Here is a 22,632-nt window from a genome sequence, read left to right as displayed (position 1 = left end):
CGGAGGCGAGGGCAACATGGGTTTTTTCGATTTCATCGCAGATATGGAGGCTTACCGAGACCACAACCAGCCGGTGGCGCGGCTGAACGCGCGCCACGCGATGATCGTGCAGCCCTTCGCGGACGACATCCGCGGCGCCCGGGTTCTGGACCTGGCCGCGCACGACGGGCGCTGGTCCTATGCGCTGGCCGGCGCGGGGGCGGCGCAGGTGGTGGGCGTCGAGGCCCGGCAGGAGCTGATCGACATCTTTCCCAGCTTCCCCGATGCCGATCTGCGCGCCCGGGTCGAACTGCGCCGCAACGACCTTTACGACGAGATCGACAGCGAGGCCCGCAAAGGCGCCCGCTATGACGTGGTGGCGGTCTATGGGATCCTCTATCATCTGATGGACCACTTCCGCCTGTTCCAGGCACTCCGCAAGCTGGGGCCGAAACTGGTGATCGTCGACAGCGAATTCATGCGCCGCCCCGGCCCGATGATCCAGTTGGTCAAGGAACGCACCGATAACGTGCTGAACGCCGCGCCGCAGATCGAGGGGCAGAAGGTGGCTGTGAAGGGCGTGCCATCCTTCAAGGCGATGGAGGTGATGGCCGAGGTTCTGGGCTATCGCATCGACTGGGTCGACTGGGGGGCGGTGCCCGCGGACCGCCGCAAAGGCGTGATGGATTACTACCGCGATACCGACATGCGACGCGGCACCTGTACGCTGCGACCGATGTAAGGGCGGTGGCGTTAGCGCCCTGCGTATTTAGGGAACAATGAAAGCACGGCGCCCTTCCTGCATTTCACCTTGGCGAAAATACTCCATCGGCGTTGCCGTTGGCGCGCCGTTGCCGACGGTGCCCGGACCCCGTGGCGCCGGCGTCGGCGGGACCGCGCCACGAAAACGGACGGGGTGAAACGCCGGCGCCGAGGTCTTCGAAGGCTACCGGGGCGGGGCGCATTGGTCGACCTGCGCGCCGCTCCCGGCTAGCCCTTCACACCGTAATGGCTGACAAGCCATTTCTCCAGCCAATGGATGTTGTAATCGCCGGCCAGGATCTGCGGCTCTTCCAGAAGGTCGTGAAACAGCGGCACCGTGGTTTCCACGCCGTCGACGATCAACTCTCCCAGCGCGCGTTTCAGACGTGCCAGCGCCTCGGTGCGGTCGCGGCCGTGGACGATCAGCTTGCCTATCAGGCTGTCGTAATAGGGCGGGATCGAATAGCCGCTGTAAAGCGCCGAATCCATCCGCACCCCCAGGCCGCCCGGGGCGTGGAACATGTTCACGCGGCCGGGGCGGGGGGCGAAATCAGGCACTTTCTCGGCGTTGATGCGGACCTCGATCGCGGCGCCGTTGATGACCAGATCGTCCTGGGTGAAGGACATCGGCAGGCCCGAGGCCACGCGGATCTGTTCACGCACCAGATCGACGCCGAAGATCGCCTCGGTCACCGGATGTTCGACCTGCAGGCGGGTGTTCATCTCGATGAAGTAGAACTCGCCGTCCTCGTAGAGGAACTCGATCGTGCCGGCGCCGGCATAGGAGATCTTGGCCACCGCATCGGCGCAGACCTTGCCGATCCGGGCGCGTTCCTCGGGCGTTATCACGGGGCCGGGGGCCTCCTCGAACACCTTCTGGTGGCGGCGCTGCAGGGAACAGTCGCGCTCTCCCAGATGTACGGCCTGGCCCTTGCCGTCGCCGAAGACCTGGATCTCGATATGGCGCGGCTTCTGCAGGTATTTCTCGATATAGACCTCATCGTTGCCGAAGGCGGCCTTGGCCTCGGTGCGGGCGGTGCGGAAGGCCGATTCCAGATCCTTCGGCCCCTTGGCCACCTTCATGCCGCGGCCGCCGCCGCCGGCGGTGGCCTTGATGATCACCGGATAGCCGATCTCTTCGGCCACCTTCAGCGCCGAGGCCACGTCGGGCACCCCACCCTCCGAGCCCGGCACCACCGGAATGCCCAGCTCCTTGGCGGTTTCCTTGGCGGTGATCTTGTCGCCCATGATGCGGATATGCGCCGCCGTCGGGCCGATGAAGGTGATGTTGTGGTCTTCCAGCACCTGCACGAAATTGGCGTTCTCGGAAAGGAAGCCATAGCCGGGGTGGATCGCCTCTGCGCCGGTGATCTCGCAGGCCGAGACGATCGCGGGCACCGAGAGGTAGCTGTCGGTCGAGGAGTTCGGGCCGATGCAGACCGATTCATCGGCCATACGCACATGCATCGCGTCCGAATCGGCAGTGGAATGGACGGCGACCGAGCGGATACCCATCTCGCGGCAGGCCCGGATGACGCGCAGCGCGATCTCGCCCCGGTTGGCGATCAGGATCTTCTCGAACATCGCGCGCCCCTATTCAATGATGACGAGGGGGGCGCCGAATTCGACCGGGCTGCCGTCCTCGACGAGGATGCGCTTCACCGTGCCGGCGCGCGGCGCGGGGATGTGGTTCATCGTCTTCATCGCCTCGATGATCAGCAGAGTGTCGCCCTCGGCCACCTTGGCGCCGGTGGTGACGAAATTCGAAGCCCCCGGTTCGGGCGCCAGATAGCAGGTGCCGACCATCGGCGAGGTCACCGCGCCGGGGTGCTGGGCCGGGTCGTCGACCACCGCAGCCGGGGCAGAGGTGCCCCCGCCGGGTGCCGCGGTCGGGGCTGCGGCGGGTGCCGGCGCCGCCTGGGTCACCACGGTCGTCTGCTTGGTCACGCGGACATTGAGGCTGTCGTTCTCGCCATATTCGCGCTTGACGCTCAACTCGGTCAGCTCGTTCGCGTTCAGAAGCTCTGCCAGGGCCTGGATGAAGGCCACGTCACTGTCATGGGGGTGCTGGGTCATGCCGTCCTCGGTCGGTCTTTGCGGCCTGTCTTATGCAGGCCTGTGCCTGAGATTGGCCGCTTATACGCTAGCCGGCCCGGGGTGAAAAGCACGAGTTTGCCCCCCGAAGCCGTCGAAATGGGCGCGCGCGGCATCCGGATTGCCCTTTTCCGAGGCAAACACCGCAGAAGGCGCCGGGGCCGATCGAATCCAAAATTTACCGTTTGATAAAAAAATTACCCTGTGGCAGCCTTTTCCAAAACAGATGTTCAACGGGAGAGCTTTCGTGCCGAATACACAGCGCACCCCCGGGGTGGTGCAGGGCCGCCTGCCCGCCGGGGCATATGACCAGAACTTTGCCGACATGGTGGCGCCGCTTGATCCGCATGAGGCGGCGGTAGCGGCGGATCGCTGCTATTTCTGCCATGATGCGCCCTGCACCGTGGCTTGCCCGACCTCGATCGACGTGCCGCTCTTTATCCGCCAGATCGCGACTGGCACGGCCGAGGCGGCGGCGCGCACGATCCTGTCGCAAAACATCCTGGGCGGCATGTGCGCCCGGGTCTGCCCGACCGAGACGCTTTGCGAAGAGGCCTGCGTGCGCGAGGCGGCCGAAGGCAAGCCGGTCGAGATCGGCCGCCTGCAGCGGTTCGCGACCGACACGCTGATGGCCAAGGGCGTGCAGCCCTTCACCCGCGCGGCGCCCACGGGCAAGCGCGTGGCGGTGGTGGGCGCGGGGCCGGCGGGTCTGGCGGCGGCGCATCGGCTGGCGATGCTGGGGCATGAGGTGACGCTTTATGATGCGCGCGAGAAGGCCGGCGGGCTGAACGAATACGGCATCGCCGCCTACAAGGCGGTCAACGATTTCGCCCAGGCCGAGGTGGACTGGCTGCTGCGGATCGGCGGGATCGCGGTGAAGAACGGCGCGCGGCTTGGCCGCGATCTGGATCTTGGCACCCTGCGGGCCGAATTCGACGCGGTCTTTCTGGGGATCGGCCTGGCCGGCGTGAACGCGCTGCGCGCCGAGGGCGAGGACAAGCCGGGCGTCCGCGACGCCGTCGAGTTCATAGCCGAGTTGCGGCAGGCCTCGGACCTTGCCGCGCTGCCGGTGGGGCGCAACGTCGTAGTGATCGGCGGCGGCATGACCGCGGTGGACGCGGCGGTGCAGTCGAAGCTTCTGGGTGCCGAGAATGTCACCATCGTCTACCGCCGCGGCGAGGCCGAGATGGGCGCGTCCGCCTACGAGCGCGACCATGCCACCAGCCACGGGGTGCGGATCGTCACCCATGCGGCGCCGCTGCGGGTACTGGGCAACGGCGCCGTGGCCGAGGTCGAATTCGCCTATACCGAGACCGGCCCCGAGGGGCTGCGCCTGACCGATCAGACCTTCCGCCTGGCCGCCGATCAGGTCTTCAAGGCGATCGGCCAGACGCTGGCCGGCGTGCCCGAGGGGCTGAAGCTGGCGGGCCGCAAGATCGCGGTCAGCGGGCCGGGGCGGACCTCGTTGAAGGGGGTCTGGGCCGGGGGCGATTGCGCGGCGGGCGGCGACGATCTGACGGTGACCGCGGTGGCCGAGGGCCGCGACGCGGCGATGGACATTCACGCGGCGCTGAAGGGCTGAGGGGAACGATATGGCTGACCTGACTTCCGAATTCGTGGGGATCAAGTCCCCGAACCCGTTCTGGCTGGCCTCGGCGCCGCCGACCGACAAGGAATACAACGTCCGCCGCGCGTTTGATGCCGGCTGGGGCGGCGTGGTCTGGAAGACGCTGGGCGAGGACGGCCCCCCGGTGGTGAACGTGAACGGCCCGCGCTACGGCGCGATCTGGGGCGCCGACCGCCGCCTTCTGGGGCTCAACAACATCGAGCTGATCACCGACCGCCCGCTGGAGGTGAACCTGCGCGAGATCAAGCAGGTCAAGCGCGACTATCCCGACCGCGCGCTGGTCGTCAGCCTGATGGTGCCCTGCCAGGAAGACGCCTGGAAGGCGATCCTGCCACGGATCGAGGAAACCGGCGCCGACGGGATCGAGCTGAACTTCGGCTGCCCGCATGGCATGGCCGAACGCGGCATGGGCTCGGCCGTGGGGCAGGTGCCGGAATATATCGAGATGGTCACCCGCTGGTGCAAGCAGAACACGCGGATGCCGGTGATCGTGAAGCTGACGCCGAACATTACCAACATCCTTTACCCGGCCGAAGCGGCGAAGAAGGGTGGCGCCGATGCGGTGAGCCTGATCAACACGATCAACTCTATCACCTCGGTCGATCTGGACGGCTTCGCGCCGGAACCCACGATCGACGGCAAGGGCACGCATGGCGGCTATTGCGGCCCGGCGGTGAAGCCGATCGCGCTGAACATGGTGGCCGAGATCGCGCGCCATGCAGGGACGGCGGATCTGCCGATCAGCGGCATCGGCGGGGTGACGACGTGGCGCGACGCGGCCGAGTTCCTGGCGCTGGGCGCGGGCAATGTGCAAGTCTGCACCGCCGCCATGACCTATGGCTTCAAGATCGTGCAAGAGATGATCTCGGGCCTGTCCGACTACCTTGACGCCAAGCAGATGGCGCTGTCGGATCTGGTCGGGCGGGCGGTGCCCAATGTCACGGATTGGCAGTATCTGAACCTCAATTACGTCACCAAGGCGCAGATCGATCAGGACGCCTGCATCAAATGCGGGCGCTGCTATGCGGCCTGCGAGGACACCAGCCATCAGGCGATCGCGATGGGCGAGGGGCGGGTCTTCACCGTCAAGGATGAGGAATGCGTGGCCTGCAACCTGTGCGTCGACGTATGCCCGGTGGAAGGCTGCATCACCATGCGCAAGCTGGAAAAGGGTACGGTCGATCCGCGCACCGGGCAGGAGGTCGGCGATTACGCCAACTGGACGACGCACCCCAACAACCCCGCCGCGCAAGCCGCGCAATAGGCGCGCAACGCCTTCGGCTGCGGGCGCCAGGGGCGCGCCGATGACGGGAAGTGTCAGTTCCCGTCACCTTGGTCGGAATGCGCGCTCTGGGCGGGCATCCTCGCCGCGCCGTCCGGCGATTCGGCGGCAGGAGCCCACTGCGGCGGGGCGGCGGCGGGTGCCGCGGTTGGCCTGGCCGCCTGGGACGTCGCGGCGTGTGTTGCCGTCGCGGGATCAGAGATAACGCGGCTGGCCTGTGCTTCGGCCCTGACCGCTGCTGCGGCGCCGTCGGGCTGGCTTTTGAGCGTGGCCTCGCCGTAGCCCGCGGCCTGGATCCGCGCAAGCGCCAGCTTCAGATCGGTTTCCAATTCCAGTAGCGATGCCTCGAACGTCGGGGGCGGTCCGGTCAGCATACCCTCGCGCAATTGCTGTTTGGGCGGCGCCGAACGGGCGGCGGCTTCGGCGTGGGGGCGGTCACGCGGTTTGCGCGACCCGCCCGTGCTGTCGTGGCCGGCGGTATCGGCGCGGGTCTTCTCGCCCGCCCCGGCCGCCGCCACCGCGCTGGACAGCGCATTGGGCACGCTGCCGGGCGCCGCGTTCGATATGTGCAACCGTCCCGCCGAAGCCGGATCGAGCCCGATCCGGGCGCCTGCGTTTGGGCCAAGGCCCGTGAAATCCACCATTCCTACCTCCTGCAACAAGGAGACACCCCCAAAAGGAGACGCTAAAGCATAATTCCTACCAGCAGGTTAATGATCGAAGGGTGGCGCAAGGCCCGGCCCGCCGGGGGCCAGGGCGGCGCTGTAAAGATGGCACAGGAAGTCGAGTGCACCCTGATGTGTGCGGGCCGGGCTTTGGCGCAGGATGCCACGCACCTGGACATCGAAATCGGCGTAATGCTGGGTCGTGGCCCAGATCGAGAAGATCAGGTGATGCGGATCCACCGGCGCAAGCCGACCGGCGGCGACCCAGCCGCGGATCAAGGCGGCGGTCTCGGTGACCAGATCGCGCAGTTCTCCCTGGATCAGACCCGAGATCCGCGGCGCGCCCTGCAGGACCTCGTTCGCGAACAGCCGCGACTCGCGCGGGTAGTCGCGGCTCAGTTCCAACTTGCGGCGGACATAGCCAAGGATCTCTTCCACCGGCTCTCCGGCGGGGTCGATGGCGCGCAGCGGGGCAAGCCAGGTATCCAGAAGCCCGGCCAGCAGGGTGACATGGATCGCCTCTTTCGACGGGAAGTAATACAGCAGATTGGGCTTTGACAGGCCGGCCACCTCGGCGATCTGGTCCAGCGTGGCGCCGCGAAAGCCGTATTGCGAGAACACCTCGAGCGCGGCGTCAAGGATCGCGCGGCTGTTCTTGCGCTGGATGCGGGTGCGCGGGCGCGGGGCAATATCGTTTCGGCCGTCCATGCAATCTCCGAAGGTCAATGGCGATAGTGTGCCCGGGATCGCGTGGATCGCAAAGAGGCAATCCCGAAGGCCCCCCGGGGGGGGACGCCTCGGCCATCGTCGCGCCGCCCGCCCGCCGCGTGCTGGGCGGGCTTGACCTTTCCGCCGGACGGTGCCTAGCGTGGAAGCTGACCGACTGGTCAGACAAATGCAGCCGGCTCGGGCCCCGATGGCCCGCATGTGATGGAGAGGCCCATGGCACTGGACCGCAAACCCGCCCCGAACGATCTGAACGCCTTCTGGATGCCCTTCACCTCGAACCGGCAGTTCAAGAAGGCGCCGCGGATGCTGGTGGGCGCGAAGGACATGCATTACACCACCGCGGACGGGCGCCAGATCCTGGACGGGACCGCGGGCCTGTGGTGCTGCAACGCCGGCCATTGCCGCCCGAAGATCACCGAGGCCGTGCAGCGCCAGGTGGCAGAGCTGGATTACGCCCCCGCCTTCCAGATGGGCCATCCGATCGCGTTTGAGCTTGCCAACCGGCTGATCGACATTGCGCCCGAGGGGATGGCGCATGTGTTCTACACCAACTCCGGTTCCGAATCCGTCGAGACCGCGCTGAAGCTGGCGATCGCCTATCATCGCGCGAAGGGTGACGGGGCGCGCACCCGTCTGATCGGGCGCGAGCGCGGCTATCACGGGGTGAACTTCGGCGGCATTTCGGTCGGCGGGATCGTGTCGAACCGCAAGGCCTTCGGCACGCTGCTGGCCGGGGTCGACCATCTGCCCCACACCCACCTGCCGGGCCAGAACGATTTCACCCGCGGCCAGCCCGAACATGGCGCGAACCTGGCGGATGAGCTGGAGCGGATCGTGGCGCTGCACGGCGCCGAGACCATCGCCGCGGTGATCGTCGAGCCCATGGCGGGCTCTACCGGCGTGCTGCTGCCGCCCAAGGGCTATCTGGAACGCCTGCGCGCGATCACCAGAAAACATGGCATCCTTCTGATCTTCGACGAGGTGATCACCGGCTTCGGGCGCCTGGGTTCGGCCTTTGCCGCGCAGCATTTCGGCGTGGTGCCGGATATGATCACCACCGCCAAGGGCCTGACCAACGGCGTGATCCCGATGGGTGCCGTCATGACCACGGCCGAGGTGCACGACGCCTTCATGCAGGGCCCCGAACACATGATCGAGCTGTTCCACGGCTACACCTATTCCGGCAACCCCGTGGCCGCGGCCGCCGGTATCGCCACGCTCGACACCTACCGTGAAGAGGGCCTCTTTGAGCGCGCGCATGCGCTTGCCCCCTATTGGGAGGACGCGCTGCACGCGCTGAAAGGCACGCGCCATGTGATCGACATCCGCAACATGGGCCTGATCGGCGCGGTCGAGCTGGAGCCGATCCCGGGCGAGCCGACCAAGCGCGCCTTCTCGGCCTTTTTGAAGGCCTACGAGAAGGGCATCCTGATCCGCACCACCGGCGACATCATCGCGATGAGCCCGCCGCTGATCATCGACAAGCCCCAGATCGATCAGTTGGTCGGCACGCTGCGCGAGGTGCTGGAAGCGCTGGACTAGGCTGCCCAAGGCAAGCGCGACGGCATCGCCAGAGGCCCCGGGGTCGGTTTCGCCGGCCTTGGCATCGGCCGGTTGCAGTGTTGGGCAGCCTCCACTATCCATCTGACTGTGGTGTCGCGCTGCGCATTTGCCATTTCGACGGTGACCGATACCGAACAAACTGGAGGTTCCCTTGCACCAGTACCTCGGCGCTTTGCGCACGGTCCTTACCGAAGGCGTCCCGTCCTCTGACCGAACCGGGACGGGGACGGTTTCGTATTTCGGGATGCAGTGCCGTTACAGGCTGGATGACGGGTTTCCTTTGGTGACCACCAAGAAGCTGCACCTCCGGTCGATCGTGCACGAACTTCTTTGGTTTCTGTCGGGCGATACGAACGTAAGGTATCTGAACGACAATGGCGTCTCGATCTGGGACGAATGGGCCGATGAGAACGGGGATCTTGGTCCCGTGTACGGCCACCAATGGCGGCACTTCCCATGCCTAAAGCCGAGAAATGACGACGACGCGGAAGCGGGTGCTCTTTTGGGGGAAGTCGACCAGATTTCGGAGTTGATACAGAACATAAAGAAGTCGCCGGACAGTCGGCGGCTGATCGTTACCGCGTGGAACCCTGGTGACATCTCCAGGATGGCGCTGCCGCCGTGCCATACGCTTTGGCAAGTTCGGATATTGAACGAGAAACTGCACCTTCAGCTATATCAGCGATCGGCGGACATGTTCCTTGGCGTCCCCTTCAACATCGCGTCTTATGCCTTGCTTCTGTTGATGCTGGCCCATGTCACGGGGTATGCGCCCGGCGATTTCGTCCACACGATCGGGGACGCCCATATATACAACAATCATATGGACCAGGTTCGAACACAGCTGGAGCGCGCGCCCCGGCCTCTGCCGACCGTCAAGATAAAGCGCGAAGTCGCTTCGATCTTTGATTTTCGCTACGAGGATTTCGAGTTCGTCGGCTATGACCCCCATCCGTCGATCAAAGCACCGGTCGCGGTATAGCCATGATTACCCTGGTCGTGGCGCGGGCGCGCGATGGAGCGATTGGTCGGCGCAAGGAGATCCCCTGGCATTCGCCCGAAGATCTACGATTGTTTCAGAAAGAGACGGTCGGAGGGGCGGTGATCATGGGCCGCAATACATGGGAGAGTTTGCCTTCGCGTCCCCTTCCGAGGCGAACGAATTGCGTTATCTCCCGCGACAGCAGTGTGGCGGATCATGTGTTCCAGAACGTCGACGACGCCATCGACTTTTGTCATGGCGCCGGCCACCAAAGACTCTATGGCATTGGCGGCCAATCCATTTACGAGGCGTTGCTTCCCCGTGCGGACCGGCTGTTGATCACAGAGGTATCTGTGGATGTCCCGGATGCCGATACATGGTTTCCGACATTCGACGAAAGCATGTGGAGGGAGAACCGCCGAACGGTAATCCGGCAGGAATCGCCCCGCTGCACGGTGAGAGAGCTTCTTCGCGTTCGCGACAGCGGCGATTGAGCGCAAGCAAGCTCGTTTGAAAAGAAAGAACCTTCGCGGCGCTACTCTGACGACGACAGATGTGCCGCCTCCAGCTCTTGCGAGGGTGATCGGCTGGCGATGGTGACCTGCCCCGCAAAACATCGGACCGTCGTTTGCTGGCGTCGCGGGGATATACTTCCGGCGCGACCAACTTGGGCGCGGGGGCAGGGTCCGCGCGCAGTTTCCGCGCCTGCGCGTTCGCCTCAGAAAGGATGGGCGCGCCCGTCCCAGGTTTCGAAGCAGCCGGTGGTGGGGACCGAAAGCGCCTCGAAGCGCGCCAGAAGGCCCGTGGCGGCCTCTTCCGTGCCGATCGCGGCACTGTCACCGCCCATGTCGGTGCGCACCCAGCCCGGGTGATAAATACCGACCGCAATACCTTCGTCCCGCAGATCGACCGCCAGGTTGCGTCCCAGGTTCAGCGCCGCCGCCTTCGAGGCGCGGTAGATGTAATGCCCGCCCGCCGCGTTGGTCGAGGAAGCCATCTGCGACGAGATGATCGCGATCTTGCCGCGTCCGGCACGCAGCGCCGGCAGATGGGACTGGATCGTCAGGAACACCCCGGTGACGTTGACCGCGAAGGTCTCGGCCCAGTCGGCGGCGGAAAAGCCGTCTTCCAGGCGTTGTCCCTTGCCGAGATTCACCCCCGCATTGCAGATCAGCAGATCAAGCGGCGCCCGCCCCTGTTCTGCCCCCAGGGCCGCGATCGAGGCCGGATCGGCCATGTCCGCCTGCCGCCAGATGCCGGGCGCATCGGGGCGGGTACCGCGGTAGGTGCCGATCGGGTCGGCGCCGGCGGAATGGTAGGCGTCGAACAGGGCGCGGCCGATGCCGCGGTTGGCGCCGGTGATGAGAACTGTCATGGAAACTCCGCCAGGTCTTGGGTCGGGAAGCGGGCCGGCGGTGGTGGCCACCGGCCCATGTCGGGCAGCTGCCTTACCAGTGGCCGGTGTTTTCCATGCTTGTCCAAGGTTCGGCCGGGGGCAACGCTTCCCCCATCTGCAACAGCTCGACCGATATGTTGTCGGGGCTGCGCACGAAGGCCATGCGGCCGTCGCGCGGCGGGCGGTTGATCGTGACGCCGTTGTCCTGCAGGTGCTTGCACATGTCGTAGATGTTCTCGACCGCATAGGCGAGATGGCCGAAATGCCGGCTGTCCGAGGGCAGCCCCTCGTCGCCGTCCCAATTGTAGGTCAGCTCCACCGGGCATTCCTCCTGACCGGGAGGGGCCATGAAGATCAGGCTGAAACGCGCCTGGTCGTTCTCGATCCGCCGGGTCTCTTTCAGGCCCAGGAGTTCATAGAACTTCATCGAGGCCTCCAGATCCTTCACCCGCACCATGGTATGGAGATATCTCACTTGCATCGCGTCCTCCGGTTTCACGCTTTACGGTCCGGGCCACAGATAGCACGCCTGACCGCGCTGTCAGCCCCGTCCCCGGCGTTTTGACCCGCACGGCGCCCGAACCCGAACATCTTGGCGGCGACGTGAGAGCGAAAGGCGCCAGTCTTGGCGGCGTGGTGGCCCCCCGGCTATGTATGCCACCCGCAAGGATGCCGCGCCGTTCCCTGCCCTGATTTCCTTCTTTCGTTCTCCGCGCTAGGCTGATGCCATGCCCGTCCCGTTGCACGAATCCTTCCCCCTGCGTCCCGCCCGCGTCCATGAGGTCTGCGGCGCCGCGGCCACGGCCTTCGCGGCAGTCGCCTGCGCCCGGGCGCGCGGCCCGCTGTTGTGGATCCGTGAAAGCTGGGGGGGCGAGCGGCTGAACCCCCAGGGCCTGGCCGCCTTCTTCGACCCCGCCCGTCTGCTGGTGGCCGAATGCCGCGACCAGACCGACAGCCTGGCCAGCGCCGAAGAGGCGCTGAAGGATGGCGCGGTGCCGCTGGTGATGATCGAAATCACCCGCGCCCTGAACCTGCGCGAAGGGCGGCGGCTGCAACTGGCGGCGCAGGCCGGGGGCGCCACGGGGCTGTGCCTGATCCCCGAGGGGATGGGGTCGAACGCGGCCGAGACGCGCTGGCGATGCGCCCCCGTCCATGACCCAGTATACGATCCGGGGGAGGGCGCGGACTCGACTCGCATGCGCTGGGAAATTATAAAGAACAAATCAGGAACTCTTGGGGTCTGGGATGTTCGATGGGATCCAGAAGCGCATTGTCTCGATGTGGTTTCCCCGCCTGGCGAGTGACCGGGCCCTGCGTGCGCATCCTGTCGCCGGACCCTTCGCGCTGACCCTGCGCGAGCGGAATGCCGAGCGCATCCATTGCCTGAATGCGGAGGCCGAGGCCGCAGGGCTGCATCGCGGCATGCCCTTCGCCGATGCCCGCGCCTTCTGCCCCGAATTGCAAAGCCGCCCGGCCGATCCGCGGGGCGATGCGCGGATGCTGGCCACGCTGGCGCGCTGGGCCGGGCGCTATTGCCCCTGGGTCGGGCTTGAGGGCCAGGACGGGCTGGTGCTCGACATCACGGGGGCTGCGCATCTGATGGGCGGAGAGGCCGCGCTGATGACGGATCTGGGCGCGCGGATGGAGCGGGCGGGATTCGCGGTCGGGCTGGGCCTGGCCGATACCCGCGGCGCGGCCTGGGCGCTGGCCCATGCCGGTGGCGGCATCGCGGCGCCGGGCGATCCGGGGCCGGCGCTGGCGGGGCTGCCGGTGGCGGCGCTGCGGCTTGATCCCGATACGGTGACCGCCCTGCAACGCCTGGGCCTGCGCCGGATCGGCGAGCTGGAGGCGGCGGCGCGCGGCCCGCTGGCGCGGCGTTTCGGGGCCGGGGTGATGGCACGGCTCGACCAGGCGATGGGGCGGCAGGGCGAATCCGTCACGCCCTTGCCCGCGCCGCCCCATTACGGCATCCGCCTCAGCCTGCCCGAACCGATCGGCCGGGTCGAGGACGTGATGGCCGGCACCGCGCGGCTGCTTGAGGCGCTTTGCGCCAAGCTGGCGGCGCGCGAGGCGGGGGCGCGGCGGCTGTGTCTGACGCTGCGTCGGGTCGACCGCGGCAGCCAGCAGGTGGAATTGCGCCTGGCCGCGCCGCTGCGCGATGCCGCCCGCATCCTGCCGCTCTTTCGGCGCGGGGTAGAGGCGGCGGATGCGGGTTTCGGCATCGACCAGCTGCGGCTGGAGGCGACGCAGGTGGAACCCTTGCCCGCCCGTCAGCTTGCCACCCGTGCGGGCGGGCGGCAGGACGGGGGCAGGCTTGATGATCTGATCACCCGGATCGGCACCCGGATCGGATTGGAGAACATCCACCGCTTCCTGCCCGCCGACAGCCATATCCCGGAACGTGGCTTCCTGATCGCCCCCGCCGCCTGGTCGCGGCCCCAGGGCGCCTGGGCCCCGCCGCGCCCGCGCCCGCTGCGCCTGTTCGCGCCCGAGCCGATCGCGGGGCAGGGGGGCGGGCAGGGCAGGCGGCCCCCCACGCGGTTCCAGTGGCGGCGCCTGTCCCTGAGCACGGCGCGCGCGACGGGGCCCGAGCGCATCGCCCCCGAATGGTGGCTCGACGACGAGGCCTGGGCGCGGGGCCTGCGCGATTACTGGCGGGTCGAGACCCATCAGGGCCGGCGGCTGTGGCTGTTCCACACGCCGCAGGTGCCCGGCTGGTTCGTGCAGGGGGAATTCGCATGAGGGGGGCAACTTCAGCGGTCCGAGCAGGGCGAGCGTCTGCCCGTGGGATGGCGTCCTCGACGCTGGCATGTCGCCGTTTATGGCGCAGCATTTCCCTGAGCCTCCGCATGATCGAGAACTGCATAGCGCCAGCCCGCCGGGGCGGGCAGGTGCTCGCCCTGCGCCTGCGGCGCGAACCGGGCGCAAGAGGGCTTAGCCCATTCTATTTTGTGGTTGAGGCGTGTCTGGTCGCCAAGGCTCTTTCCCTTCCCGTTCTCCGGTGCCGCGCGCCGGGCGCCCAGGGGGGCTAGCGTCATGACCTCGGCATCCCCCTGGGCCGCCGAACTGCGGCGGGCGGCGGCGGCTTCCCCGTCCGGGGACGATACCCTCGCCTATGCCGAACTTTGCATCACCTCGAATTTCACCTTCCTCACCGGCGCCTCGCATCCCGAGGAACTGGCGGTCAGGGCCGCCGAACTTGGCCTTGCTGCCTTCGCGATCACCGACCGCAATTCGCTGGCCGGGGTGGTGCGGGCCTATCGCGCGCTGAAGATCCTGCGCGACGAGGCCGAGGGCACGGCGCAGGAGGCGTTGCGCATCCGCTCGACCCACCGCGTCGATCCCTGTTCGCGCCAGGAGGTGGGTACACCCACCGACCTGCCGCGTCCCGCCGCGCGCCGCCTGCCCAGGCTGATCGTGGGCGCGCGCCTCGTGCTGCGCGACAGCCCCGTCGAATGGCTGGCTCTGCCCACCGACCGCGCCGCCTATCACCGTCTTTCCCGGCTGCTGACCCTGGGCAAGCGCCGGGCGGGCAAGGCGGAATGCCACCTCGATCTGACGGATCTGGAGGCAGGCGCCCGCGGCCTGATCCTGATCGCTTTGCCGCCCGCCGACCTGACCCGCGCCGCGGCCCCGGTCCAACGGCTTCAGCGCCGCTTTCCCGGCCATGTCTTTCTGGGCGCCGCGCCGCGCTATGACGGGTCGGATCAGGCGTGGTTCTCGGCCTGCGCGGCGCTGGCGCTGCGCTGCAACACGCCAATGGTGGCGGTGGGCGACGTACTGATGCACCGCGCCGCCCGGCGCCAGCTGGCCGATGTGCTGACCTGCCTGCGCGAAGGGATCACCATCGACGCGATCGGCACCCGCGCCCTGCCCAATGCCGAACGCCGCCTGAAGGGCGCGGCCGAGATGGCGCGGCTCTACCGCCACCACCCCGGCGCGATCCGCCGCAGCGCCGAGATCGCGGCGCGATGCAGCTTCGAGCTGGGTGAACTCAGCTACGAATATCCCGACGAGACAGCCGGGAACGAGGCGCCCCAGGATCGGCTGGAACGGCTGGCGCGCGAGGGCCTTGCGCGGCGCTACCCGCAGGGGGACGGCGAAAAGGTGCGGGGCTTGATGGCGAAGGAACTGGCCTTGGTGGGGGAGCTGGGCTATGCCGCCTATTTCCTGACCGTCCACGACATCGTGGCCGAGGCCCGCCGGCGCGGGATCCTGTGCCAGGGGCGCGGCTCTGCCGCCAATTCGATCCTGTGCTATCTGCTTGGGATCACGGATGTTTCACCCGACATGATCGGTATGGTGTTCGAGCGCTTCATCTCGCGCCACCGGGGCGAGCCGCCCGATATCGACGTCGATTTCGAACATGAGCGGCGCGAGGAGGTGATCCAGTGGATCTATGAGAAATACGGCCGCCACCGCGCCGGCCTTTGTGCCACGGTGATCCATTTCCGCACCCGCGCCGCGATCCGCGAGGTGGGTAAGGTGATGGGTCTGTCGCAGGATATGACCACCGGCCTTTCGGGCCAGATCTGGGGCATTTCGGGCAAGGGCGCCGACCCTGCGCTGGTGCGCGAGATGGGGCTGAACCCCGAGGACCGGCGCCTTGCCCAGACCATCCGCCTGATCGGCGAGATCATCGGCTTTCCCCGGCACCTTTCCCAGCATGTCGGCGGCTTCGTGATCACCCGGGGGCGGCTGGATGAGCTGTGCCCGATCGAGAATGCGGCGATGGAGGGGCGCACGGTCATCGAATGGGACAAGGACGATATCGACACGCTGGGCACCCTCAAGGTCGATATCCTCAGCCTGGGGATGCTGACCTGCCTGCGCAAGGCCTTCGAACTGCTGGCCGATCACGAGAACCTCCATCACCGGCTGGAAACCGTGCCGCAGGAGGATCGCGCGACCTATGCCATGCTGCAGCGCGCCGATGCGGTGGGGGTGTTCCAGGTCGAAAGCCGGGCGCAGATGAACTTTCTGCCGCGGATGAAGCCCGCGACCTTCTACGATCTGGTGATCGAGGTGGCAATCGTGCGCCCCGGCCCGATCCAGGGCGGCATGGTAAAGCCCTATATTCGCCGCCGCCAGGGGCTGGAGGCGCCCGAACCCTTCGGCCCGGCGCTGGAAGAGGTCACCCGCAAGACCCTGGGCGTGCCGCTGTTCCAGGAACAGGCGATGCGGATCGCGGTGGTCGGCGCGGGCTATACGGCGGAAGAGGCCGACCGCCTGCGCCGTTCGCTGGCCTCGTTTCGGCGGATGGGCACGATCGGCGAGCACCGCGACCGTTTCATCGCCGGGATGATGGCCAACGGCTATGCCCGCGAGGTGGCCGAGGCCTGTTTCGGCCAGATCGAGGGCTTCGCCGATTACGGCTTTCCCGAAAGCCATGCGGCGGCTTTCGCGATGCTCACCTATGTCTCGTCCTGGCTGAAATGCCACCATCCGGCGGTCTTCGCCTGCGCGCTGCTGAATTCGCAGCCGATGGGCTTTTACGCGCCGGCCCAGATCGTGCGCGACCTGCGCGACCACGGGGCCGAGGTGCGCCCGGTCTGCGTCAACCACAGCACCTGGGACAACCGGCTGGAACGGCGCGCCGACGGGCGGCTGGCGCTGCGGCTGGGCTTTCGCCAGATCAAGGGCTTCCGCGAGGAGGACGCGGGCTGGATCGTGGGCGCGCGGGGCAATGGCTATCCGGATCCGCAGGCGCTGTGGCTGCGCGCCGGGATCCAGCCGCCGGTGCTGGAGCGTCTGGCCGAGGCCGATGCCTTCGCCGGCATGGGCCTGACCCGGCGCGATGCGCTGTGGCAGGTGCGGGCGATCCGGGGGCAGACGCCGCTGCCGCTGTTCGCGGATCCGATCGACGGCGAGCGCGTGGCCGAACCCGAGGTGGCGCTGCCGCAGATGCATCTGGGAGAGGAGGTGGTCGAGGATTATGTTGCGCTGCGCCTGAGCTTGCGCGCCCACCCGGTGGAACTTCTGCGCCCGGCGATCCCGGGGCTGACGGCGCATGACCAGCTGGTCACCGCGCCGCTGGTGCGCACCGCGGTCTGCGGGCTGGTGATCACGCGGCAGCGGCCGGGCACCGCCTCGGGGGTGATCTTCCTGACGCTCGAGGACGAAACCGGGGTGTCCAATATCGTCGTCTGGCCGAAGACCTATGAGCGCTTTCGCCGCGCGGTAATGGGCGGGCGGCTGTTGCGCGTCACCGGGCGGCTGGAGCGCGAGGGGATCGTCGTCCATCTGATCGCCGACCATGTCGAGGATCTTTCGCACCGGCTTTCCGATCTGGGTCATCCGCTGGAGGGCGCGGTCGGCCAGACCCGCCCCCAGGCCGACGACGCGCCCCGCCCCCCGCGCAACGGCCCCGGGGCCCGCCATCCGCGCGAACAGGCCAAGCGGCTGTTCCCCAGCCGGGATTTCCATTGAGCCGGGCGCAGGCTACAGCGCGAACAGCCGGCCCGGTCAGGCGCAGGCAGTGCCAGGCCAGCGCGTGGCTCAATGAGGTCACCGGCAGGTCCTGCGCGGCTTTAATCGCGGCCCGATCGCTGGCGATCCGCACCGACGTACACGATATGAAGACCGCATCCACCTTGGTTGCGGCCTGGATCCGGGCGATCGTGGCCTTCAGGCTTGCGGTGCCGATCGCCGCAACCGTGGGGCGGGGCGGCTTGTTGAAACTGCCCAAGACAGGCACCTTGAAGCCGACCCGCGTCAGCGCGCCGCGATCAGCCCGATCTCGACGGTGAATTCCGGCGCGGCGAGGCGCGGCGATTCCACAGCCGCCCGGCAGGGCGCGGCGCCGCCCTTGGACCATTCGTCCCAGACCGCATTCATCTCGGCGAAATCGTCCATGCTGTTCAGCCAGATCGTCGCCGTCAGCGCCTTGGACTTGTCGGTGCCGGCCTCGGCCAGCAGGCCGTCGATCTGGTCGAGAATGGCCTTGGTCTGGTCTGTCACGCTGGCGCCCGGCGCCTTCAGCGCCACCTGGCCCGCAAGATAGACGGTGTCATTGTGGATCACGACCTGGCTCATGCGGTCATTGGTGTGCAGGCGTTCGATCGTCATGATATTCTTCCCATGTCAAAGACTCAGATAAGCTTTCCATAGCATCTATGCCGTAATAAGTGCATACACTTTCGGCGCGGGCGGCATTGGAGGGTCGCGGATGGCAGTGCGCAAGGCGGATGTGGTCGAACGCGTTTACGCGCGCCTGAAGCGGCGGGCGATAGAGTTCGGCTTCGCCCCCGGCGAGAAGGTGAAGGAAGGGGTTTTGGCCGCCGAGTTCGGGGTCAGCCGGACACCGGTGCGCGAGGCGTTGAACCGGCTGAGCACCGAGGGTTTCGTGACTTTCGTGCCCAACCGCGGCTTCTACTGTCGCAAGGTCGACACCGATCAAATCGCCCAGATCTACGCGGTCCGCGCCGCGCTGGAGGTCTGGGCCTTCCGCTGCGCCTGCGCGGCGACGCCCGAGGGCGATCTGGCCGCCTTCCATGCCCGGTGGGGGGGCAAGGATGTGGTGGCGGGTTTCGAAACGCTGGACATCTACGACAGCCGATTCCATTCGGGCATGGCCGCGCTATGTGGCAACCGGGTCCTGCTGCAAGAGCTGCGGGAGATCGACGAAAAGATCCTTGCCTTCCGCAGCCTCGAACTTCCGGACATCCGGCGCCGCGACCAAATGCTTGCCGAGCATGGCCAGATCCTTTCGGCGCTGGTTTCGCGCGATGCCGCCGGCGGCAGCGCGATGCTGGAGCGTCACATCCTCAATGGTGCCGAAAAGGCGATCGCGGCGGCGGGAATGAAGTTCGGTACCCCGGATCGCGCCTGAACGGTCCGATCAAGTCGGCTCCCCATGCGGGCCGGGAAAACGCGTCGCGGCGTTCGCGGGCGACGGGGTGCCGGAGGATCCTGCCGGCCGCATCGCGCCAGCCGACGGGCCGGAGGCACCAGCACGGGCGGCGCCTCGCCCCCGCGCCCGAACGTGGCCATCTGGGGCGCGACCGCCGTTTCCGGTGCAACCGCGGATGGCGGAACGATCCTCTGTCATCGCGATCCGAGGCGATTCCATTCGACCGACGTGCCGAAGGCGATGCCTCTAGCCGGGCAGCAGAATTGTTTTCCTGAGCCGGCCGTGGACGCCCTTTTCCTGGTTCACCGACTGAGTGATGGCGAAATCCGCAGCCAGCGAACATAGTTGATAGGCCTCGGTTTCGGTCAGGGCCGTGCGTTCGCGGATCTGCGCGATCATCTGGCGCAGGGCGATCTGCAATGCCACGTCGAGACTGGCGTGGAAGCCCATCGAGATCAGATCCTCCTCGGTTTCGGCGCGCGGCAGGTTGATCGCGTGTTCACCGGCCTTCAGCAGATCGAAGCGGAAGGTGCCGGTCAGCGCGGTTTCCAGCGCGGTGATGCAGACCTCGCCATCGCCCTGGCAGCCGTGTCCGTCGCCACACGAGAACAGCGCGCCCTCGGCGTGAACCGGCAGGTAGAGCGTGGCGCCCTCGGTCAGCAGCTTGAGGTCGAGGTTGCCGCCATGCAGCCGCGGCTGGATCGAGGTGATTTCGCCCCATTCCGGCGGCGGGGCCACGCCCATCACCCCGAAGAACGGGGCAAGCGGCAAGGTGGTACCCCAGGGCAGGCGGCAGATACGCGCGGCGCGGTCGATCGCGATCAGGCTAAGCGCCTCGGCCGAGGCTGGGAATTCCCCGGGCAGGGTGCCGGCGGTGGGGCGCACCAGGTTGTAGCCCCAGTCGGCACCCAGTTCGATCTTCTCGATGGTGATCTTCAGCACGTCGCCGGGCTGTGCGCCGTCGATCGCCACCGGGCCGGTCAGCAGATGCGCCTGGCCCGGCAGGCCCGCCTCTAGGATCTCGCGGTGGGCGGGGTCGACATGCATCCCGGACCCTTCGGTCGGCAGCACGGCGGGTCGGCCTGAAAACGTCTGAATGGTGACCCTATCGCCGGGGGCGACCCGAAGCACCGGGGGCAACTCGGACCAGAAGCGGCCCCAGTGAACGGTGTCAGGGGTCGCGGCAAGGTGATGATCGGTCATGGGGCGGGCTTTCTGCGCAACAAGGATCGCGGCATCATGGCGCAGTCCGCGACACGCCGCAAACAGGTGCCGCGCCCGCGCCCGGTATCAAGCCACGCCTGTCGTGAAGATTTGGAGCGGGCGATGAGATTCGAACTCACGACCCTAACCTTGGCAAGGTTATGCTCTACCCCTGAGCTACGCCCGCGCTCCGTGGCGCATCTGATAACGGGCCGCGCGGCGGGCCGCAAGGGGTTTTCTTTGCCTTCCCGTCCGGGTGGTCGCGTCCCTGCACCATCGCCTCGCGACGGCGGGGCGCACGTTGCCCCATTTGTCGGAGAACTGGATCCACTTTGGCCTGCGGGGCCTTTCGCTGCTGGCCCGGCCTCGGCGCGGTGCCGGAAGCGCCGGACTGTGTGGGCAACTGGTGGCGGTTGAAATGATGAGCCTGCGTGAAGGCCTGCAGAATGGGGATAAGCGCGCAAGCTGCGGCCCCGCCGCCGGCTCCGAGGGACGAATTCACGCCCGCATCGCATGACGCCGCGCCCAGCCCGGCGCCGATCAACGCGCCCGTCGCCCGCGCTTGCCGTGTCGGCAATCCCGAAGAGCAGGCCCGCGTTGCATGCCGGATAGCCTTGCGATCCGGTCGTGGTGGTGGCCGCATCGGTCACCTGCGCGCGGATCTCGTCGGTCATGATAGCGCCGCATCCAACCGCGTATCAGAAACATGGCTCCGCCTCTCGAATGGCCGCCCATGAAGACGGGCCGTCCAAGCCTGCGATGTACGCGATCAGATCGGCCCGGTCGTCCCCAATACAGATGTATCCGCCGCCGATGCGCCGCCAAGGGGGCGCCGGCCGCATCGGGTGATACCTATATACGCGAAACATCGCTCTCGGGACGAAGCTGCCTCATGGTGCTGCCATCCGGCCCAACGATCGCCGCGCCTCATCAAACCCTGGGGTCAAACCGCTAGGGGGTCAGGAAGGTCACCCCCTTCATTTCCGCGATGCGCACCACGTCGTGGTCGTAGATCTGGGTCAGGGTCTCGGTATATTCCTCGTCCCAGCCGGGCAGATCGAGTTCCACCTCGATCTGATCGTCGAGCGCATATTTGTCCAGAAACGCGGCCACGACGCGGCGCTGCTGGCTGGATGTCTGAGGCGCGTGGCTGTGCAGGTAGTCAGTCAGCCGGGTCATGCCCTCTTTCGACATGATCGGGCTCAGGATATCGAGCGTGCCGTCCAGCATGGTTTCGGGCATATGGCCGGCGACCGCGCGCAGAACGTCGGGCCAGATCAGCGGCGTGTCCTCGTCGCACCAGACCGTCAGCGGCACCTTGGGCAGGGCGCGCCGGATCCGGGCGATCATCTCGGACCAGCGCAGTTTGTGCGGGGTGATGCCGTCGATGAATTGATCGTAGCTCAGATCCTTTTCCTGCTCGAACAGGGCCGGAAGGAAGGTCGCGGGGTTGCGGATCGCCAGGTGGAATTCGACGTGGTGATCGGGGAACAGGCCGACCATCCAGCGTGCCTTCTTCTCGGCCATCGGATACAATACGCCCTCTCCCAGCACGCGCTGTCGCCTGCACAGGAAATTCTGGTTGGAAAACACCAGCCTCTCGGCCGTGTCGGCCTCCATCACGGCATCCAGCAGACGTTCCTGCGTATCATGAGAAACGCCCTGGCCGCGGGCGCCGTTCATCGTCTCGCGCAGCAATGCGCGGTAGCGGTCGGGGTCGGGGGCCTCGATGCCTTCGCGGCTCAACGTGGCGGCGTTGCGGCGCAGGCAGGCCACGAGCTTGTCGTCATCGGTGCAGTGCAGGCCGAGGTGATAGATGATCTTCATGGATGATATATTTCCGGGCCGGTCGGCTTTTGCCCGATCATAGAGGATTTTTCGTTCAGTTGAACCGCTTTCCACGAACTCGCCCGCTCGCGCCGGCGGGGGCGGGTGGCCCGCCCGTGTGTGGCGCGGTGCCGCGCTCCTCCGGGCGCGGGCCGTGCTCCAATCCTCTTGCGCCGGGCCTCCAGCCCAAGTACCCCTGCGACCAGAGAGCGGGATCGCGAAACCGATCCCTCTCTGTGCCGGTATAGCTCAGCTGGTAGAGCACGTGATTTGTAATCTCGGGGTCGGGGGTTCAAGTCCCTCTGCCGGCACCAATAATATCAATTGCTTACCGGATTTTGCCTGTTTGCGTCGATGCTCGTGTAAGCATAGTGTAAGCAGCAGGTTTTGGAACGCTGCCACCTGAGGCAGCAGACAACGGCTTGGCCCGCCTCCGTCACTTGCAGGCATACTAAGAAATGCGTGCCCTATCTCGTTGCGGGCGGTTGCGGATTTGATAGCTTCTCCAGTTTGCAGAAGCCCTCCGCCCTCGTTGACGGTTGCCTCTAGGAACCGAATTCCGAGCCGGTCCTGAGGTGTGAGCTACCCCCCGAAATTCGGACACTGACATAAGCTACGATTTGCAGTCTGCTGATCTTCGACGAGAAGGAGATCAGAGATGTCGAAACGCA

Annotated in this window: 19 protein-coding genes, 2 tRNA genes and 1 pseudogene; 11 read left to right on the top strand and 11 right to left on the bottom strand. The window is 66.8% G+C overall.

Translation table 11 applies throughout. The features are described 5' to 3' along the window. Positions 1-16 precede the first annotated feature (16 nt). A complete protein-coding gene (locus BLV97_RS14280; protein ID WP_035837641.1) occupies positions 17-721 on the top strand; it encodes a class I SAM-dependent methyltransferase in 705 nt (234 codons plus the stop codon). 248 nt (positions 722-969) lie between these two features. Here BLV97_RS14280 and accC read toward each other — a convergent pair whose 3' ends face one another. Together accC and accB are read right to left on the bottom strand one after the other, a co-directional pair. Beyond that, positions 970-2,325: an acetyl-CoA carboxylase biotin carboxylase subunit gene (gene accC, locus BLV97_RS14275; protein ID WP_092164121.1), complete on the bottom strand. Its 1,356-nt coding sequence runs from the start codon at positions 2,323-2,325 to the stop codon at positions 970-972. Positions 2,326-2,334: 9 nt separating this feature from the next. Then, complete coding sequence (accB, locus tag BLV97_RS14270) at positions 2,335-2,817, bottom strand: acetyl-CoA carboxylase biotin carboxyl carrier protein (RefSeq protein WP_035837637.1); 483 nt, start codon at positions 2,815-2,817, stop codon at positions 2,335-2,337. 265 nt (positions 2,818-3,082) lie between these two features. Here accB and BLV97_RS14265 point away from each other — a divergent pair, with 265 nt between their 5' ends. Further along, entirely contained in the window at positions 3,083-4,417 is a 1,335-nt protein-coding gene (locus BLV97_RS14265) for an NAD(P)-dependent oxidoreductase (protein ID WP_092164120.1), read from the top strand. A gap of 10 nt (positions 4,418-4,427) precedes the next feature. Then, positions 4,428-5,726: an NAD-dependent dihydropyrimidine dehydrogenase subunit PreA gene (gene preA, locus BLV97_RS14260; protein ID WP_035837635.1), complete on the top strand. Its 1,299-nt coding sequence runs from the start codon at positions 4,428-4,430 to the stop codon at positions 5,724-5,726. 53 nt (positions 5,727-5,779) lie between these two features. On the opposite strand, the gene BLV97_RS14255 is transcribed toward preA, so the two are convergent. Then, a complete protein-coding gene (locus BLV97_RS14255; RefSeq protein WP_035837633.1) occupies positions 5,780-6,388 on the bottom strand; it encodes a hypothetical protein in 609 nt (202 codons plus the stop codon). Positions 6,389-6,454: 66 nt separating this feature from the next. Further along, positions 6,455-7,117 carry a TetR family transcriptional regulator C-terminal domain-containing protein gene (locus BLV97_RS14250; RefSeq protein ID WP_051645798.1) on the bottom strand — a complete coding sequence of 221 codons (663 nt, stop codon included), beginning with the start codon at positions 7,115-7,117 and terminating at the stop codon, positions 6,455-6,457. Positions 7,118-7,351: 234 nt separating this feature from the next. Here BLV97_RS14250 and aptA point away from each other — a divergent pair, with 234 nt between their 5' ends. The 3 genes from aptA (at position 7,352) to BLV97_RS14235 (ending at position 10,177) form a co-directional block, all read left to right on the top strand. Then, a complete protein-coding gene (gene aptA / locus BLV97_RS14245; protein WP_092164119.1) occupies positions 7,352-8,680 on the top strand; it encodes an omega-aminotransferase AptA in 1,329 nt (442 codons plus the stop codon). A gap of 172 nt (positions 8,681-8,852) precedes the next feature. Beyond that, the gene (locus BLV97_RS14240) at positions 8,853-9,683 is read left to right on the top strand and encodes a thymidylate synthase (protein WP_035837610.1); all 831 of its coding nucleotides are present in this window, start codon (positions 8,853-8,855) and stop codon (positions 9,681-9,683) included. A gap of 2 nt (positions 9,684-9,685) precedes the next feature. Further along, positions 9,686-10,177: a dihydrofolate reductase gene (locus BLV97_RS14235; protein WP_035837608.1), complete on the top strand. Its 492-nt coding sequence runs from the start codon at positions 9,686-9,688 to the stop codon at positions 10,175-10,177. Between the two features lie 224 nt (positions 10,178-10,401). Here BLV97_RS14235 and BLV97_RS14230 read toward each other — a convergent pair whose 3' ends face one another. Both BLV97_RS14230 and BLV97_RS14225 read right to left on the bottom strand, forming a co-directional pair. Then, a complete protein-coding gene (locus tag BLV97_RS14230; RefSeq protein ID WP_035837606.1) occupies positions 10,402-11,058 on the bottom strand; it encodes an SDR family NAD(P)-dependent oxidoreductase in 657 nt (218 codons plus the stop codon). 73 nt (positions 11,059-11,131) lie between these two features. Beyond that, the gene (locus BLV97_RS14225; protein WP_035837604.1) at positions 11,132-11,560 is read right to left on the bottom strand and encodes a VOC family protein; all 429 of its coding nucleotides are present in this window, start codon (positions 11,558-11,560) and stop codon (positions 11,132-11,134) included. A gap of 247 nt (positions 11,561-11,807) precedes the next feature. Here BLV97_RS14225 and BLV97_RS14220 point away from each other — a divergent pair, with 247 nt between their 5' ends. The 3 genes from BLV97_RS14220 (at position 11,808) to BLV97_RS14210 (ending at position 17,508) form a co-directional block, all read left to right on the top strand. Next, positions 11,808-12,383, top strand: a complete 576-nt coding sequence (locus BLV97_RS14220; RefSeq protein ID WP_035837602.1) for an ImuA family protein — start codon at positions 11,808-11,810, stop codon at positions 12,381-12,383. Continuing rightward, entirely contained in the window at positions 12,325-13,821 is a 1,497-nt protein-coding gene (locus tag BLV97_RS14215) for a Y-family DNA polymerase (RefSeq protein ID WP_092164118.1), read from the top strand. The genes BLV97_RS14220 and BLV97_RS14215 overlap by 59 nt, the downstream gene beginning before the upstream one ends. Positions 13,822-14,115: 294 nt before the next feature. Then, positions 14,116-17,508, top strand: coding sequence for an error-prone DNA polymerase (locus BLV97_RS14210; protein ID WP_092164117.1), 3,393 nt, complete (start codon positions 14,116-14,118; stop codon positions 17,506-17,508). Positions 17,509-17,518: 10 nt separating this feature from the next. Here the strand turns inward: BLV97_RS14210 and BLV97_RS21995 are convergent. Next, positions 17,519-17,896 (bottom strand): annotated as a pseudogene (locus BLV97_RS21995) (aspartate racemase/maleate isomerase family protein); the annotation flags it as partial. After that, positions 17,794-18,147 (bottom strand): RidA family protein, encoded by a 354-nt coding sequence (locus BLV97_RS14205; protein ID WP_035837589.1) that lies wholly within the window; start codon positions 18,145-18,147, stop codon positions 17,794-17,796. The pseudogene BLV97_RS21995 and the gene BLV97_RS14205, both read right to left, overlap by 103 nt. 100 nt (positions 18,148-18,247) lie before the next feature. Between BLV97_RS14205 and BLV97_RS14200 the strand changes: the two genes are divergently transcribed. After that, the gene (locus BLV97_RS14200; RefSeq protein ID WP_051645797.1) at positions 18,248-18,910 is read left to right on the top strand and encodes a GntR family transcriptional regulator; all 663 of its coding nucleotides are present in this window, start codon (positions 18,248-18,250) and stop codon (positions 18,908-18,910) included. Between the two features lie 267 nt (positions 18,911-19,177). Here BLV97_RS14200 and BLV97_RS14195 read toward each other — a convergent pair whose 3' ends face one another. The 3 genes from BLV97_RS14195 to BLV97_RS14185 all read right to left on the bottom strand — a co-directional run bounded on the left by BLV97_RS14195 (position 19,178) and on the right by BLV97_RS14185 (position 21,961). Continuing rightward, on the bottom strand, positions 19,178-20,134 hold the full coding sequence (locus tag BLV97_RS14195; RefSeq protein ID WP_035837587.1) for an acetamidase/formamidase family protein: 957 nt from the start codon (positions 20,132-20,134) through the stop codon (positions 19,178-19,180). A 112-nt stretch (positions 20,135-20,246) separates the two neighbouring features. Further along, positions 20,247-20,321, bottom strand: a tRNA-Gly gene (locus tag BLV97_RS14190). Positions 20,322-21,085: 764 nt separating this feature from the next. Beyond that, on the bottom strand, positions 21,086-21,961 hold the full coding sequence (locus BLV97_RS14185; RefSeq protein WP_035837586.1) for a hypothetical protein: 876 nt from the start codon (positions 21,959-21,961) through the stop codon (positions 21,086-21,088). Positions 21,962-22,199: 238 nt separating this feature from the next. On the opposite strand from BLV97_RS14185, the gene BLV97_RS14180 reads away from it, so the two are divergent. Continuing rightward, positions 22,200-22,275, top strand: a tRNA-Thr gene (locus BLV97_RS14180). The last annotated feature ends 357 nt before the right edge of the window (positions 22,276-22,632 follow it).

Origin of the sequence: Allgaiera indica, assembly GCF_900106675.1 — a bacterium.
Classification (GTDB): domain Bacteria; phylum Pseudomonadota; class Alphaproteobacteria; order Rhodobacterales; family Rhodobacteraceae; genus Acidimangrovimonas; species Acidimangrovimonas indica.
This window is presented reverse-complemented; position numbering and strand designations above follow the sequence as displayed.

Excerpts from the sequence above, each read along its gene's own strand:
- BLV97_RS14200 (WP_051645797.1), top strand. The coding sequence starts at position 18,248 with ATGGCAGTGCGCAAGGCGGATGTGGTCGAACGCGTTTACGCGCGCCTG.
- BLV97_RS14220 (WP_035837602.1), top strand. The coding sequence starts at position 11,808 with ATGCCCGTCCCGTTGCACGAATCCTTCCCCCTGCGTCCCGCCCGCGTC.
- accB (WP_035837637.1), bottom strand. The coding sequence starts at position 2,817 with ATGACCCAGCACCCCCATGACAGTGACGTGGCCTTCATCCAGGCCCTG.
- accC (WP_092164121.1), bottom strand. The coding sequence starts at position 2,325 with ATGTTCGAGAAGATCCTGATCGCCAACCGGGGCGAGATCGCGCTGCGC.
- BLV97_RS14215 (WP_092164118.1), top strand. The coding sequence starts at position 12,325 with ATGTTCGATGGGATCCAGAAGCGCATTGTCTCGATGTGGTTTCCCCGC.
- BLV97_RS14235 (WP_035837608.1), top strand. The coding sequence starts at position 9,686 with ATGATTACCCTGGTCGTGGCGCGGGCGCGCGATGGAGCGATTGGTCGG.
- aptA (WP_092164119.1), top strand. The coding sequence starts at position 7,352 with ATGGCACTGGACCGCAAACCCGCCCCGAACGATCTGAACGCCTTCTGG.
- BLV97_RS14280 (WP_035837641.1), top strand. The coding sequence starts at position 17 with ATGGGTTTTTTCGATTTCATCGCAGATATGGAGGCTTACCGAGACCAC.
- BLV97_RS14225 (WP_035837604.1), bottom strand. The coding sequence starts at position 11,560 with ATGCAAGTGAGATATCTCCATACCATGGTGCGGGTGAAGGATCTGGAG.
- BLV97_RS14185 (WP_035837586.1), bottom strand. The coding sequence starts at position 21,961 with ATGAAGATCATCTATCACCTCGGCCTGCACTGCACCGATGACGACAAG.
- BLV97_RS14230 (WP_035837606.1), bottom strand. The coding sequence starts at position 11,058 with ATGACAGTTCTCATCACCGGCGCCAACCGCGGCATCGGCCGCGCCCTG.
- BLV97_RS14195 (WP_035837587.1), bottom strand. The coding sequence starts at position 20,134 with ATGACCGATCATCACCTTGCCGCGACCCCTGACACCGTTCACTGGGGC.
- BLV97_RS14205 (WP_035837589.1), bottom strand. The coding sequence starts at position 18,147 with ATGACGATCGAACGCCTGCACACCAATGACCGCATGAGCCAGGTCGTG.
- preA (WP_035837635.1), top strand. The coding sequence starts at position 4,428 with ATGGCTGACCTGACTTCCGAATTCGTGGGGATCAAGTCCCCGAACCCG.
- BLV97_RS14255 (WP_035837633.1), bottom strand. The coding sequence starts at position 6,388 with ATGGTGGATTTCACGGGCCTTGGCCCAAACGCAGGCGCCCGGATCGGG.
- BLV97_RS14210 (WP_092164117.1), top strand. The coding sequence starts at position 14,116 with ATGACCTCGGCATCCCCCTGGGCCGCCGAACTGCGGCGGGCGGCGGCG.
- BLV97_RS14250 (WP_051645798.1), bottom strand. The coding sequence starts at position 7,117 with ATGGACGGCCGAAACGATATTGCCCCGCGCCCGCGCACCCGCATCCAG.